Annotated in this window: 14 protein-coding genes; 9 read left to right on the forward strand and 5 right to left on the reverse strand. The window is 35.9% G+C overall.

Translation table 11 applies throughout. From position 1 onward, the window contains the following. Position 1: 1 nt before the first annotated feature. From CVT05_RS02080 to rarD (CVT05_RS02100), 5 genes are read right to left on the reverse strand one after another with little or no spacing between them, the layout of a single operon-like run. Positions 2–1,198 carry an McrC family protein gene (locus tag CVT05_RS02080; protein ID WP_103593961.1) on the reverse strand — a complete coding sequence of 399 codons (1,197 nt, stop codon included), beginning with the start codon at positions 1,196–1,198 and terminating at the stop codon, positions 2–4. 16 nt (positions 1,199–1,214) lie between these two features. Continuing rightward, positions 1,215–2,939, reverse strand: coding sequence for an McrB family protein (locus CVT05_RS02085; RefSeq protein WP_107697665.1), 1,725 nt, complete (start codon positions 2,937–2,939; stop codon positions 1,215–1,217). 45 nt (positions 2,940–2,984) lie between these two features. Continuing rightward, the gene (locus tag CVT05_RS02090; RefSeq protein ID WP_107697666.1) at positions 2,985–3,437 is read right to left on the reverse strand and encodes an aryl-sulfate sulfotransferase; all 453 of its coding nucleotides are present in this window, start codon (positions 3,435–3,437) and stop codon (positions 2,985–2,987) included. Further along, positions 3,430–4,317 (reverse strand): EamA family transporter RarD, encoded by an 888-nt coding sequence (gene rarD / locus CVT05_RS02095; protein ID WP_107697667.1) that lies wholly within the window; start codon positions 4,315–4,317, stop codon positions 3,430–3,432. The genes CVT05_RS02090 and rarD (CVT05_RS02095) overlap by 8 nt, the downstream gene beginning before the upstream one ends. Then, positions 4,301–5,188: an EamA family transporter RarD gene (gene rarD / locus CVT05_RS02100; protein WP_107697668.1), complete on the reverse strand. Its 888-nt coding sequence runs from the start codon at positions 5,186–5,188 to the stop codon at positions 4,301–4,303. Before rarD (CVT05_RS02100) ends, rarD (CVT05_RS02095) begins: the two co-directional genes overlap by 17 nt. A 144-nt stretch (positions 5,189–5,332) precedes the next feature. Between rarD (CVT05_RS02100) and CVT05_RS02105 the strand changes: the two genes are divergently transcribed. From CVT05_RS02105 to mnmH, 9 genes are read left to right on the forward strand one after another with little or no spacing between them, the layout of a single operon-like run. Further along, on the forward strand, positions 5,333–6,673 hold the full coding sequence (locus tag CVT05_RS02105; protein WP_107697669.1) for a class II 3-deoxy-7-phosphoheptulonate synthase: 1,341 nt from the start codon (positions 5,333–5,335) through the stop codon (positions 6,671–6,673). Positions 6,674–6,696: 23 nt separating this feature from the next. Further along, positions 6,697–7,653 carry an NAD(P)/FAD-dependent oxidoreductase gene (locus tag CVT05_RS02110; protein WP_107697670.1) on the forward strand — a complete coding sequence of 319 codons (957 nt, stop codon included), beginning with the start codon at positions 6,697–6,699 and terminating at the stop codon, positions 7,651–7,653. Positions 7,654–7,655: 2 nt separating this feature from the next. Further along, positions 7,656–9,908: a vesicular transport factor Uso1p gene (locus CVT05_RS02115; RefSeq protein WP_107697671.1), complete on the forward strand. Its 2,253-nt coding sequence runs from the start codon at positions 7,656–7,658 to the stop codon at positions 9,906–9,908. Continuing rightward, positions 9,905–10,612: a tRNA1(Val) (adenine(37)-N6)-methyltransferase gene (locus tag CVT05_RS02120; protein WP_107697672.1), complete on the forward strand. Its 708-nt coding sequence runs from the start codon at positions 9,905–9,907 to the stop codon at positions 10,610–10,612. Before CVT05_RS02115 ends, CVT05_RS02120 begins: the two co-directional genes overlap by 4 nt. After that, complete coding sequence (locus tag CVT05_RS02125; RefSeq protein ID WP_021091298.1) at positions 10,609–10,974, forward strand: YkgJ family cysteine cluster protein; 366 nt, start codon at positions 10,609–10,611, stop codon at positions 10,972–10,974. Before CVT05_RS02120 ends, CVT05_RS02125 begins: the two co-directional genes overlap by 4 nt. Further along, positions 10,953–12,218: a tetratricopeptide repeat protein gene (locus tag CVT05_RS02130; RefSeq protein ID WP_107697673.1), complete on the forward strand. Its 1,266-nt coding sequence runs from the start codon at positions 10,953–10,955 to the stop codon at positions 12,216–12,218. Before CVT05_RS02125 ends, CVT05_RS02130 begins: the two co-directional genes overlap by 22 nt. Continuing rightward, positions 12,215–13,000, forward strand: coding sequence for an indole-3-glycerol phosphate synthase TrpC (gene trpC, locus CVT05_RS02135; protein ID WP_107697674.1), 786 nt, complete (start codon positions 12,215–12,217; stop codon positions 12,998–13,000). Before CVT05_RS02130 ends, trpC begins: the two co-directional genes overlap by 4 nt. Beyond that, positions 13,000–13,482, forward strand: coding sequence for an HIT family protein (locus tag CVT05_RS02140; RefSeq protein ID WP_107697675.1), 483 nt, complete (start codon positions 13,000–13,002; stop codon positions 13,480–13,482). Before trpC ends, CVT05_RS02140 begins: the two co-directional genes overlap by 1 nt. After that, positions 13,469–14,476 carry a tRNA 2-selenouridine(34) synthase MnmH gene (gene mnmH, locus CVT05_RS02145; protein WP_107697676.1) on the forward strand — a complete coding sequence of 336 codons (1,008 nt, stop codon included), beginning with the start codon at positions 13,469–13,471 and terminating at the stop codon, positions 14,474–14,476. Before CVT05_RS02140 ends, mnmH begins: the two co-directional genes overlap by 14 nt. Positions 14,477–14,584: the final 108 nt, after the last annotated feature.

Below are 14,584 nucleotides of genomic sequence, written 5' to 3' on the forward strand. Positions count from 1 at the left end.
GTTATGTTAGTAAATTTGCGTTATTTTCATCTTTTTCAAGTTCAAAATATAAAATTTCAAGTTGCATATTTTTTTCATATTCAAATTTCATAGGCTCTTGTTGTATGCCGTCTATCTTTGGATAGATGAGGTATAGCTTGCCGTCACACTGATGCTTTTTTCCGTAAGCATATAGCTGATACAAGTCGGCTTGTGAGATATTATTACTTGAGCTTATGATCTTCCATTTTGTGTCAGCTATAAATTTGCTTTCTAAAAATATATCAGGCTTTAGTCTAAAGCTCCTTGGATTTTCTACGAGGTGTTTTTCTGAGTGTTGCAATATAATATCTGGAAGCTTTTTCTTTATGAAATTTCCGACATAGCTTTCAAAAAGCGTATTCATATCAAACAGCAAAGCAAAGGCCACATCGTTACCTCTATACGGGCCAAACGACTTGTTTTGTAAAAATATCTTGCTCCATAAAAGCGCTTGCTCATAGTGTTTTGTTTGGCGATTTAGTTTTAAGCGGCTAAAGTCCGCGTTTATATCGGAGCTAGATAAAATTTCATCAAAAATAAATAAATATTCCCTAATAAGCCGTTGATTTTTGCTTGATTTTGAGCGTCTGTATAAAAACTCGAGCGTACTTTTTATGAGGCGATTTTCGGCTCTATCTATGGAAAATTCCTGATAACAAACGTAAAATCTCTCTTTATGGACGATATTTTTACGTATTTGCTCCGAGATTTTAAGCTTTCCTTTTAAAAATTTTAGGTTATCTTCTAGCTCTATGTAGTCGCTTTTTATTCCTATTTTTATGAGTTTTGATACTTCGTCGAGGAACATTGATATAAAAATTTCAAAAAGCGGTAAATTTAGGCTTTTTAAATTCGCTATGTTTATATTTTTAAATGGATGATTTTTTAAAGTTTTTAACATTCTCAGTAAAATTCTTTTAGAATTTTCTACCGCTTCTTTATTGCTGCCATTGTCGTTATCATGGATTTTTGGAAGTATCTCAAGGCTATCGCCACTTTTTGTCTGGATGATACCGACGTAGTTTTGAGCTTGTAAAAAATCGCCCTTTTTGTCTCTGCCGGGCCTTAGAAACTCTACTGTGGCAAAATTTTCTCTAGTAAATGCATCTACTGCGTTAAATAGGTCTTGGTCGTCTTCCGGGCGAAATTTTTCAAACTCTATTAAGTATTTGGTCATTGCTTTGCGTTTTTTTTCATTCGTAAATTTTTATATAGCTTTGAGGATTGTTGAAAATTTCTTGGTCGCTTATCTCGTATAAGACTTTATCGTCTATATCGTCGATTTTTGATCCAAATAATTCTTTTACAACCATATTTTTCTTGACTTTAATAAACTGCAAATCCTCATCTTTTTGATTATCGCCCAGAACTAGTCTTATTTTCTCCCAATCGTCATAAAAATACTCTTGTAGCAGCGGTAAAATTTTGTTTTTAAAGACATTTGCAAGCATTTCCATGTCTGACACATTTATAAAATAAGCATGTCCTATCGTGTGATCTCTGTCGTAAAGATACTCTATGCGCTCATTTATCGTTTTTAGCATTTCTCCTACATTGATGCCTTCAATGACTGTTTCATTTAGCGTGTCGTATTCTGGCATCATCTCCACAAACTCAAACCTTCTTCTAAGAGCCGTATCCATAAGGGCTATGCTTCGATCTGCCGTATTCATCGTGCCTATTATGTATAAATTTGACGGCACTCCAAATTTCTCTTTTGAGTATGGCAGCTCGACCATTATCTCATCATCTGCGCCGAGCCTTTTTGACGGCTCTATAAGAGTTATGAGCTCACCAAAAATTTTAGATATATTTCCGCGGTTGATCTCGTCGATAAAGATGGCATATTTTGGTGTATCGTCATTAAAAAACTTTTGTCGCTCATATTTTGGCAAATCGCAAAAGTCCTTAAGTTTGCCTTTGTAATCACTAAGAAGTAAAGCATTTTCGCAGCACTGATAAAAAATTCCTTTTGATATTTCATAAGTTATATCGCCATCTTCGTTTTCACTATCAAATAGAGGCTTTATGCCCTCAACAAATTCCTCATATCCATAGCTTTGGTGAAATGTTATAAATTTTATTTGTCTACTTCGTATATATTCATCAAATTTATTTTTTAGATCATTTCTGTTTTCGCTTATATCAACTTTTCTTTCTTCTATTATCTCAATAGCCTTTACTACTGTGGTGTATGTCTTTCCAGTTCCTGGAGGGCCGTATAAGATTTGATTAAGTGGATAAGTTAATTTCTTGTCATTGTCGGTCATTTTATATCCTTCATTATCACTATTGTTTAGTATATCGTGTGTTGACTTATTTTCCTTTGCATATTGGTTCCATAATAGAGACGAATATTCATAAAAGTCCATATAACTCGGCTTATTTTTTAGTAGTTCTTTTTGAATTTGTGATATGTTTTTTGATTTTATATTATTTTTTTGAGCCAAATACTTGAAAGCTTCTTTTGAGACAATGTGTAGAAGTGTTTTGTCTGGTGCATATAAAAAGGCTATTTTCCATTTTATGGCATTGCCAAGATCAATATCATCTATACTTTCAAATTCTTTGTTTTGTGCATATTTTATAATTTGTAGAATAAGACTTTTTATTTTTTGAAATGCTTGATTTCTAGTCTCTCCATATTTTTCATACCATCCATATTCTGCATCACCAGTTTGTCCACTTTTTAGTTCCTTTTCGACATCGTTTTGTGCTCTTTTAAAAATTCCAAATTTATAAGCAGATCCACCCCATATACTTATAAGATTTTCCGTTTTACTTTCAAGCCAAAAGGTAAAAGTATCCTTGCTCTTAACGCCTGTGTATTGCTCTAAGGTCATATTTTCTACAGCTTGAAAAGGCCATCTTTGTTGAAAGTCATCCCTTAATTTCAAGCGTTCTTGCCATGAAACCATTTTTGCTCCTTGTTTATTTACTTAAATTTAGTGTCCTATTTTATCTCACAACCCATCAAATTCTTTTTTTAGTTCGCCCCTTAGCTCTTCAGCTCTATCTTCGCCGTTTTTGAAATTTGCCTTTACAAAGCCATCGATCTCGTCTAAAATTTCAATAAGTTCGCTCTCCCAATTTGCGTTTTCTTGTTTCAAAAGTGCTTCTAGCTTGTCTCTTGTCTGCTCAAGCTGATCTAGTGCTTTGTCCTTGTCGCTAGCCTCATTTAGCGCATCTTCAAAGAGTATGTCTTGTCTTAAAGCGTTTATCTTTTTTTGTATGACATTGCAAAATTTAGGGTATTTCTCAGCGTTGTTTAAATTTTGCAAAACCTCTTGCGCAGCTTTTTGATAAGCTGGCACTGCTCCTTCATCGTCAAGTTTTTTTGTGAGTTTTTGTATCTGAAAATATAAAATAAGCGCCGCAAAAAATGCAAGCAGCAAATAAATCGTAACGCTATTCATTTTTACTCCTTTTTCTAAATTTATCTACGCTAATTATCGCAAGCGCCAGCCAGATCATACAAAATGAGATGACCTTGTAGCCGTCTAAAATTTCGCCGTAAATGAAGACCGCACAAAGGATCGCTATGGTTGGCGAGATGTATTGCAAGTAGCCAATCGTTGTTAAATTTATCCTTGTAGCAGCTGCGTTAAAAGCGACAAGTGGCACGATGGTAACGATACTTGAAGCGATCATTAGTAACGAGTCTTCGTTTAGCCCAAAGTGGCTTTTGCCTAAAAATGCTATGTAAAAAACGTAGCCAAGCGCAAATGGGAACATAAAAAATGTTTCGATAAAAAGCCCATTAAATGCACTGATCTTCGCTGCCTTTCTAACCATCGCATAAAATCCAAATGAAAGTGGCAAGATGATAGAGACAAGTGGCAGGCCGCCTTTGGCATAAATTTGTACGCAGACTGCTGCGATGACGATGCAAACGGCTATGGCGCTAGCTTTGCTCAGGCGCTCTTTAAAGATGATGACGCCAAGGAGCATGCTTATCAAGGGATTTATAAAATATCCCAAACTCGTGTCTAAAATTTTGCCGCTACCCACCGCATAGACATAAATGCCCCAGTTTATGGTGATAAAAATACCACTTAAAAATAGAGCCTTTAGCGAGCGGATATCTTTAAGAAGCGCAAAAATTTCGCCCATTTTGCCATTAATGCAAAGCACTGCCGCCATCAAGAAAAATGACCAGATGATCCTGTGGGCTAAAATTTCATAAGCATCGACATCTTTGCTAAATAGGTTGAAATAAACCGCCAAAAACCCCCACATAAAAAAGGCGCTAAGCGCGAGAATAACGCCTTTTTGGCTCTCATTTAGTCTTGGTATTTTTGTCGCCTTTTATAGAATTTATACTATCTATCATCAAAAGTGTGACAGAGATGGCTAGGCAGATCATCAAAAAGTATGAGCTTTTCTCCAGTCTCTCGCCGATGGCAAATGAGACAAAAAGCATCATTATAGGCTCAAAATATGTAAGCAAACCTAGTACATTTATCGGCACGAGCGTGCTTGAGAGGATCTGGGCGATGAGGGCTATGCCGCTGATAGCACCAAGCAAGATGAGCAGATAGTAGATGTTTGGATTTTGGCTCATTACGTAGTCCATATCGGCTGTGAGCGCAAAATAAAATGAGAATAAAAACATAAAAATTATCTCGATAACAAAGCTTGAGAAATTTGCAAGGTTGTAGTACTTTCTAATGGTAAAATAGACTGGATAAAGGCAAAAAACTACAGCGCTCTCCCACGAGATGCCGCCGCTTAGTATAGCTGTGCTAAAGACGCCAAGGGCTGCAAAAAATATCGAGGCTAGCTTTGTTTTAGAGAGGTGCTCTTTAAAAAATATCCGTCCAAAAAGGACCATGACTATTGGCATGATGAGGTAGCCGATAGAGACTTTTAGCGCTGATCCGTTGCTTGGAGCCCAGAGATAGAGCCACATCTGAAATGAGACAATGAGCGAGGTAGCTAGTAAAACTAGTAAAATTTTAGGTTTTAGCTTTATTTTTAGAAGTAAAAATTTGAAATTTCGCTGCTGTTTTAACAAAAAAATGGCTGCGATGACAAAAGGCATGGCAAAGATCATGCGGTATCCAATAAGAGCTTGCGTGCTGATGGGGTTCATGAGCACTGACATGTAGTAGATGCAGTTAAACAAAACAGATGCCAAAAGCGAATAAAATATGCCTTTTATCATGAAAAAATTCTGCTCCTTTTTGGGTAAATTTAAAGTAGCGATTGTAGGCAAAATATCTTTAATAGCCCATTAATGGCTTTTATTTTTTAAGTTTGCCGTGATATAATCAGCGTCTAATTTAAGGCAAAAAAGATAGGAAAATAAATGACTTGGAACCGCGATAGCTGGAGAGAATTTAATATCTTGCAACAACCAAAATACCCAGATTTAAAAGAGCTTAAAGAGATCGAAGAAAAATTAAAATCACTTCCTCCTTTGGTCTTTGCTGGCGAGGCTAGAAGTTTAAAAGAGGAGCTTGCAAAAGTTTGCAATGGCGAGGCATTTTTGCTTCAAGGTGGCGACTGCGCTGAGAGCTTTACAAATTTTAATGCAAATAACATCAGAGATATGTTTAAGGTTTTACTTCAAATGGCGATAGTTTTAACCTTTGCTGGTGGCTATCCAGTGGTCAAAGTGGGCCGCGTGGCAGGGCAGTTTGCAAAGCCTAGAAGTAGCGATTTTGAAGAGGCAAATGGCATTAAGCTTCCAAGCTATAGAGGCGACATCATAAATGGCTTTGAATTTGACGAAAAAGCAAGAGTGCCTGATCCAAAACGTATGATAGAGGCGTATTATCAAAGCGCATCTACGATGAACTTACTTAGAGCCTTTTCAAGAGGCGGTTTGGCCGATCTTCATCAAGTGCATAAGTGGAATTTAGGCTTTGTCAAAAAGCCAGAGATCGGCGAGAAATACGCAAAACTAGCTGATGAGCTAACAAAGACGCTTTCATTTATGGCAGCTTGTGGTATCACTTCAGCAAATACGCCAGTCATAAATCAAACCGCGGTTTATACATCTCACGAGGCACTTTTACTACCTTATGAAGAGGCATTGACTAGGGTTGATAGTCTTAGCGGTGAGTGGTATGACTGCTCGGCTCATATGCTTTGGATAGGTGAAAGAACGCGTGGTATAAATGACGCTCACGTACATTTTTTAAGTGGTGTGAAAAATCCTATCGGCGTAAAGATCGGACCAAGTGCAAAGGCTGAAGATGTCGTCGCGCTTGCAAATAAGCTAAATCCAGAAAATGAAGCTGGCAGACTAAACGTGATAATTAGAATGGGTGCTGATAAGATAGGCGAAAATTTACCAAAAATTTTAAGAGAGCTAAAGCGAGAAGGGCTAAATATTGTTTATAGTATCGATCCGATGCATGGCAACACTGTAAAAACCTCAAATAACTACAAAACTAGAGAATTTGACAAGATAATAAGCGAAGTTAGAAGCTTTTTTGAAATTCACAAAGCTGAGGGTACAAGAGCTGGCGGTGTGCATCTTGAGATGACAGGACAAGACGTGACTGAGTGCACGGGTGGGGCATTGAATATCACTGAAAGTTTGCTTGAGCAAAGGTATGAAACACAATGTGACCCAAGGCTAAATGCTGATCAGGCACTTGAGCTTGCATTTTTGATGGCTGATCTGGTTAAAAAAGCTTAAAATTATAAAATTTGGAGAAAAAGATGGTAAATGTTTATGACTTAATCGTTGTTGGTGGCGGACCTTGTGGAATTGCTAGCGTAGTTGAGGCAAAAAGAAATGGCTTAAATAATGTTTTGCTTCTTGAAAAAGGCGATAATCACAGCCAAACGATCAGAAAATTTTATAAAGATAATAAACGTGTAGATAAAGAGTATAAAGGGCAAGATAGCACGATACATGGCGTAGTTTCATTTGAGGATGGTACGAAAGAGAGCACGCTTGATTATTTTGATAGGCTGCTTGATACTGAAAAGATTGAAGCTTTTTTTAACTCTGAAGTAGAGAGCGTGAAAAAAGATGGAGAAATTTTTAAAGTAACTACCTCAAAAGCCGTCTATGAAGCTAAAAATGTGATGATATCAATTGGCAAAATGGGACGACCAAATAAGCCTGATTATAAAATCCCACCTTCACTAAACGCGGTTGTAAATTTTAACCTTGATAGCTGTACAAACGGCGAAAAGGTGCTTGTCGTAGGTGGCGGAAACTCAGCAGTTGAGTATGCGATCGAGCTTTGCCAATACAATAAAACCACAATCGCTTATAGAAAAGATAATTTTAGCCGCGTAAATGAGACAAATTTAAGCGCACTTTGGGAGCTAGAAAAGCACGGCAAGATAAAAGTTAGGCTAAATCACGATATAAAAGAGATAGATAACGAATCAGGCAAAGTTAGAGTGCATTACGAAAATGGCAAAATTCGCGTTTATGATAGAGTTGTTTATGCCATAGGCGGCTCAAGTCCGGTTGATTTTTTACAAAAATGTCAGATAAAAATCGATGAAAAAGGCACTCCAATAGTTGATAGCAACTACCAAAGTAGCGTGCCAGGACTTTATGTGGGCGGTGACATCGTGCTAAAAAATGGTGGCTCAATAGTCGTTGCTCTAAATCACGCTCATCACGTCATAAAAGACATTTTAAAGGGCAAGGTATAAGCTTGATAAATAAAATTTTACTAGCTATTTTTTGTTTGATAGTTGGCTTTTGCCTATCGTTTTTTAAATCTCCAAAAGAAGATGAAGCGCCAAAAGATACTAATCAAACGATTTATTCTATAAATTTTGACAATTTGCCAGAAGAAGAGAGACAAAAGTACATCAGCAAAGATGATCTTTACGAATATGGTGGATATATAACTCCAAAAAGCTATATCCAAAATTTTACTGAAACGAACGATCAAAATTTATCAAATGATGTAAATGAACTTCAAGAACAAGTTCGTGAGCTAAGTAAAAAAAATAAAATTTTAGCTACTGATAATGTCGATATCAGCGAGAAAAATTTAGACTTTATAAGCAAAATTTCAGAGATGAAAAAAAATATCGAAAATGAAAAAAATGAGATAGTTGAGAAAAATCAAAAGACACTAGGCGAGCTTGAAGCGCAACACTTTGAAAATATACAAACTCTCACAAAACGGCTAAATGAAGCTCAAGCTGATATGATTGAGAGCTCAAAAGCCTATGAAAAAAAGATAATAGACCTTGAAAATGCGATAAATGAGGCAAAAAATGGCGATGAAAGTAAGGTAAAAGATATCGAAGCAAATTTTGCTAAATTTAAAGAGATGGCTGAGGCAAATTACACAGCTTTAAAAGAGCAAAATATAGAGCTAAATACGACACTGGCTCAAAAAGACGCGCTAATAAAAGAGTACGAAAATACTCAAAATGAAAAAGATAAAAACGAAAAAAGAGAAATTTTGCTTTTAAAAGAGGAGATTGAGCGAGCAAAGAGTGATGCTAAGACACAAAAATTTAGCTACGAAAAAGAGATAAATGCACTAATTGATGGCTTTGAAACGCAAAAGAGTGTTATGGAGGATGAGCTTTCCAAAAAGGCAAATAAGATAATTGATCTTGAGGAGGCTCTTGAGTCAAGCAAGACTGCCTTAAAAGATAGAATTTATGAACTTGATGAGATAAAGAAAAATTTAAACTCAAAAGATTTGGCAGTTGAGAACTATAATGGTAAAAATTTAGAGCTAAACGCCTCTCTTGCGGCACTTCATAAAAGTTTTAATGATCTAAAAGAAAAAAATCTTAAAAGCGAGCAGGAAAATAAACTCGCAAATGAAAATATAAATTTGCTTAAAAAAGAGCTTGAACGGATAAATTTGATAAACAAAAAGCTAGAGAAGCAAAATTTAGATGCAAATGCAAGTCTAAGTGAGCTAAATAAAAAGCTAAATTTAAGTGAAGAGAGCTTTAAAAATGCACGAGATGAGCTAAAGACGCTTGATGCAAAGACGAATAAATTTTTAAAAACTTTGTTTGAGCAAAATCAAACTATCTCTTTGCAGACTCAAAAGCTTGGTTTAAATGACAGTGAGTTAAAAAATTTAAGTGCAAAGATAAACTTAAAAGATGAAAAGATAAAAGAGCTAGAAAATAATCTCACGCAAACAAGTCAAATGCTAGCAGCAAAGCAAAGTGAGCTAGAAGCTCAAAAAAGGACGCTAAAGATCGATATGCAAAATTATGAAATTTTGCGTCAGCAAATAAATATTTTGCAAAAAAAGATAGCCGATACGTCGGCTCTTTTTGCTGATAGTAATAAAAGTGGTGGTAAAAATTTACTAAGCTTACAAAATGAGCTAGAGAGTGCAAAACATAAGTTAAACGAGAGCAATAAGACGATTGAAAGGTTAAATTCTAAAATAAACGAACTTAGCTCATCTAGCGCAAAAGGAAGTCCAGTAAATGCCAAAATCATCGAACTTCAAAAAGATATCGAGCAAAATTTAAATAGGCAAGATGAGCTTGAAAATGAAAATGTGAATTTAAAAAATATCTTACAGGCGACAACTAAACCAGAGACGCCAACAAAGCTAGTTTTGATCTCTAGCCTTGAGTGTGATGACATGGACGCAAAAGATAAGATTAGCGTGATGTGTAAGAATAGAGTGAGCGAATTTTTGCAAAGATTTAACTCAAACTACCTTTATGAGATAATTCCGATCGTAGATAAGAAAAATTTTGTCATCCCATCAAATGTGGCTCAAAGCATCAAAAAAGATGATCTTGGCAGGCTAAACAACTATGTAAATTATGGCGTTGGTAAAGAGCGCGCAAAGGCAGCAGCCGAGCTTATAAAAGAGGAATTTGGCGATTTTGCAAGGATCAGCTTTAGCTCAGAAGTGATCGTGAAAGATGTCACGCGCGGCTTTATTATCAAGGTTTATAGATGATCTTGGCTCAGCTAAAAAGTGGCTATCGCTACAACAGCGATACGCTGGTACTTTATGATTTTATAAGCTCAAGTTTGAAAAATTTTTCAGGCAGGATTTTAGACGTTGGCGCAGGATGTGGGATACTTGGGCTTTTGCTTAAACGCGACTTTAAAAATTCTAGCCTAAGCTTGCTTGATATCTTGCAGATAAATGGTGAAATTTCTAAATTTAATGCCAGCCAAAATAACCTGAAAGCAGAAATTATAAATACTGACTTTGCAAAATTTAAAGATAGCGAGAAATTTGACCTCATCGTATCAAATCCTCCATTTTATCACGAGGGTACGAAACAAAGCGAAGATGAGCATATAAAGGCTAGTAGATACACAAGCTCTTTGGATTTAAAAGACTTTATAAAAGCTATAAGTGTAAATTTAAAGCCTCACAAAAGGGCATTTTTTTGCTATGCACCTGATGATCTTGGTCAGATTGTAGCGTGCCTAAAAGAGTTTAAGCTAAATTTAGTAAGCCTAAAATTTATTCATACAAAGGCTGATAAACCAGCAAATTTGGCCCTGTTTGAGGTAAGAAATAATTCAAACTCAAAGCTAAAAGTTTTGCCGCCTTTAGTGATGAGTGAAAATGGCTCGCATACAAAAGAGGCGATTGAAATTTTAAAAAAAGCTGATACAAACAGCGTTGATTATCAGGAGCTAGCGTGAGAGTGCAAGGCTTTAGCTATGAGTTTGATGCCAGCTTTTGCGAGAGCTGTGGCGGCAAGTGTTGCACGGGAGAGAGTGGCTACATTTGGATAAACGAAGAAGAAATTTCAAAATTTTGCACCGCATTTCATATGAGTAAAGATGAGTTTGAAAAGCAGTTTTTAATAAGAGTTGGGCTAAGGTGTAGCATAAAAGAGAAGCCTTATGAAGATGGCTTTGCTTGTGTATTTTTTGATGAAAAAAATAAAAACTGCTCAGTTTATGAGCTAAGGCCACAGCAATGTAGGACTTTTCCGTTTTGGAATTATTTTAAAAAAAATTTAAAGGAGCTAAAAGCAGAATGCATTGGCGTAAAATTTTAGTATTTTTTATGAGCGTATTTTTTAACTCTCAGCTACTTTTGGCTGACGATAATAAAAGTATAAATTTACGCCTAATGCAGGCTTTATTGTTTCAAGATAGTGGAGATGTGAATGCTAGCATTCAAGCTTACTCAAACATTTTTAAAGATACGAATCAAAAAGCTTATTTAAAAGAGGCGATCAAGCTCGCCTTTGCTACAAAAAATGAAAATTTAGACGCTTTGATAAATGAAGGCGAAAAAAGCTTAAAAGACGATAGCGATTTTATCCGTATAAAGGTGGCAAATTTAGTAAATCTTTCAAAGCTAAATGAGGCTAAAAGTTTAATGCAAGAGCTTGCTACAAAAGAGCCAAATGCCCAAAATTTACTCATGCTTGGCACAATTTGTATGATGCAAAATGAAACAACGACTGCACTAAAATACTTTGAAGAGGCATACTCACTAAAGCAAGAAGAAGAAAATTTGCTCCGCATCGTTGATATTTTGATAAATCGCATGGATAAGATAAAAGACGCTACAAAATATCTTGAGAAATTTAGAGATGAACAAGGTTGCACGCTAAAGACTTGCGAGCTTTTGGCTGAAATTTACTCCCAGCAAAGAAATTTCCCAAAAGTGATCGAACTTTTTGAAGAGCTCTATGAGCTAAGTCACGACACTTCGTATATTGATAAGATCGTGCAGTTTTTTATCTATGATAAAAATTACAAAGCAGCAATTGAAATTTTAAAAAAATATAGCTACAACGATATGGCGCTTATGGATCTTTATGCGGCAACTAGTAATTTTGGTGATGCATATATACTTGCTGTTAAAATTTATAACGATAGCAGGGATTTAAATTTTTTAGCAAAAGCCGCGATTTACGAATACGAGATGAATAAAGATAACTTGAACGAACAAAAAATGTCTGAAATTTTAGACAAATTTGAAGCTAGCGTGCCAAAGCTAGAAAATGATATGTTTTTTAACTATTATGGCTACTTGCTGATAGATCATGATATTGACCCTAGAAAGGGTATAGAGCTTGTGCAAAAGGCGCTTGCTATCTCGCCTGAGTCGCCTTATTATGAGGATTCGCTAGCGTGGGGATATTTTAAGCTTGGTGAGTGCAAAAAGGCAAAGGGCATTATGCAGCACGCGATGAAAGATATTGATTTTAGAGCTTCAAAAGAGGCAAAAGAGCATTTGCACCTCATAGAGCGCTGTATAATAAATCTAAATAAAAGGCTTAAAAAATGATACTTGATGAGATAATTAAAAAAACTAAAGATGATCTTGAAAAAAGAAAAGCAGACTTCCCTGAGGAGTGGCTTGGTCGCTCGCTCGCGTACAATCCATACGTGCCAAGAGATGTTTTAAATGCTCTTAGAGCAAGTCAAAATGAGCCTATAAAAATCATAGCCGAGATCAAAAAAGCAAGCCCAAGTAAGGGCGTGATAAGAGAGGATTTTGAGCCTATAAAGATCGCTCAGGAATACGAGCCATACGCAAATGCCTTTAGTATCTTGACTGAACCACATTGGTTTAAAGGCAACATCGAGTACATCACGCAGGTTCGTCGCTACGCATCAAGGCCGATCCTTAGAAAAGATTTTATCGTTGATAAGTATCAAATTCTTGAAGCTCTTGTTTATGGGGCAGACTTTATCTTGCTTATCGCAAAAGCATTAACTCAAAACGAGCTAAAAGAGCTTTTAGACTACGCTTATCATTTAGGTCTTGAAGTTTTAGTTGAAACTCACGATACGAGTGATGTGAAAAAAGCTATCTTTGCAGGAGCAAATATAATAGGTATAAATCACCGAAATTTAGATGATTTTACGATGGATATGAGCCTTTGTGAGAAGCTCATACCGCTTTTACCAAATGGCAAGATAATAGTTGCTGAAAGCGGTCTTTACGAGCATGAACAGCTTAGAGAGCTAAGCAAAATAGGCGTAGATGCTTTCTTGATAGGAGAGCATTTTATGAGGCAAGACGATATAAAAAATGCCGTTAAAAAGATAAAGGAGGGCGAGTAATGCAGCACCTTTGTGCCCCTTGGAGAAGCGAATACTTTAGCGCTAAAAAAGATAGCTGTGTTTTTTGTGATGTTATAAACTCAGATTATGATGATAAAAATGGCGTACTTTTTCGAGCTAAACATTGTTTTGGGATTATGAATTTATATCCGTATTCTCCAGGTCATTTTATGATAATACCAAATCAGCATACCGACAAGATCGAAGAGCTTGATGAGCAGACTTGGTTTGAGATGAGTAAATTTGTAAGGCTTGGAGTTGAAATTTTAAAAAAAGAGCTTTATGCTAATGGCGTAAATATAGGTATGAATTTAGGCAAAGCAGCAGGAGCTGGCATAGCTGAGCACGTGCATTATCACCTTGTGCCAAGATGGAGCGGGGATACAAATTTTATAACCACCATCTCTGATGTGAGAGTAAATGGCACGCCATTTCATCCACTTTTTGAGAAACTAAAAAAGGCATTTAGTGCCGTTATTTGAGCTTGATGTAGAGCAGTGGCTAGAGAAAAGAAGCTCTTTTGAAATTTTAATAGACGCAAGATCACCACATGAATTTTTATATTCTCACATAAAAGATGCCATAAATTTATACGCTTTAAATGACGCGGAACATAAAGAGGTGGGTACGATCTATAAAAGCGATAGATCCCTAGCAAAGAGTCTTGGTGCAAAGTATATTTGCAAAAATTTACAAAATATCATTGATGAGGTTTATAAAAGAGCCAAGGTTGGTTCAGCTATTGGCATCTACTGCGCTAAAGGTGGGCTTAGATCAAATTCTGTTGGCCATGTGCTTAGCATGATAGGATATAGAGTTTTTAGGCTTAGTGGTGGCTATAAAGCTTATAGAAATCATGTTTTAGAATTTCTAAATCGACCTTTAAGCACAAAATTTATCACTCTTTTTGGAAATACTGGCTGCTATAAAAGTAAGCTAATAAGGGCTCTAAGCCCGTCAATAGACCTTGAAGCTATGGCAAATCATTTAGGATCTGTCTTTGGGGCGATAAATGGCGCGCAGCCAAGCCAAAAAAGCTTTGAAGATGCGTTGTTTGAAAAGCTCATCATGCTAAAAGATGAAATTTGCTTTATCGAGGGTGAGAGCAGAAGGATAGGCTCGTTAAGTTTGCCAAAAAGTCTTTATGAGGCGATGCGTAGTGGCATAAATGTCGAAGTGAGCGCAAGTTTGGAAAAAAGAATTTCTTGTATAGTAGATGACTATAAAAGTGTGGATAAAACCTTTTTTGACGAATGTATGAAGAAAATTTCGCCATTTATCGATAAAAAAGCTAGAGATGAAGCTGTGGCTAAATTTAATGAAAATGATATTGCTAAAGTAGCTGAAATTTTACTCACAAAATACTACGACAAAGTCTATAAGAAAAATGAAAATATTAATGTTTTCATAAATTCTGATGACTTTGACGAAGCCGTTAAAAAGCTAAATGATATAAAAAATGAAGCAAAATTTTAGGCTTATTTTAATTAAAAAATTAAGCCTAAAATTTATACAAATGAATTTTGTCTCTTAAAATTTTATAGCCTTTGCTCACTTAAATTTATCAATTTTACTAGAAATAAT

It is taken from the genome of Campylobacter concisus (assembly GCF_003049705.1).
GTDB lineage: Bacteria > Campylobacterota > Campylobacteria > Campylobacterales > Campylobacteraceae > Campylobacter_A > Campylobacter_A concisus_AR.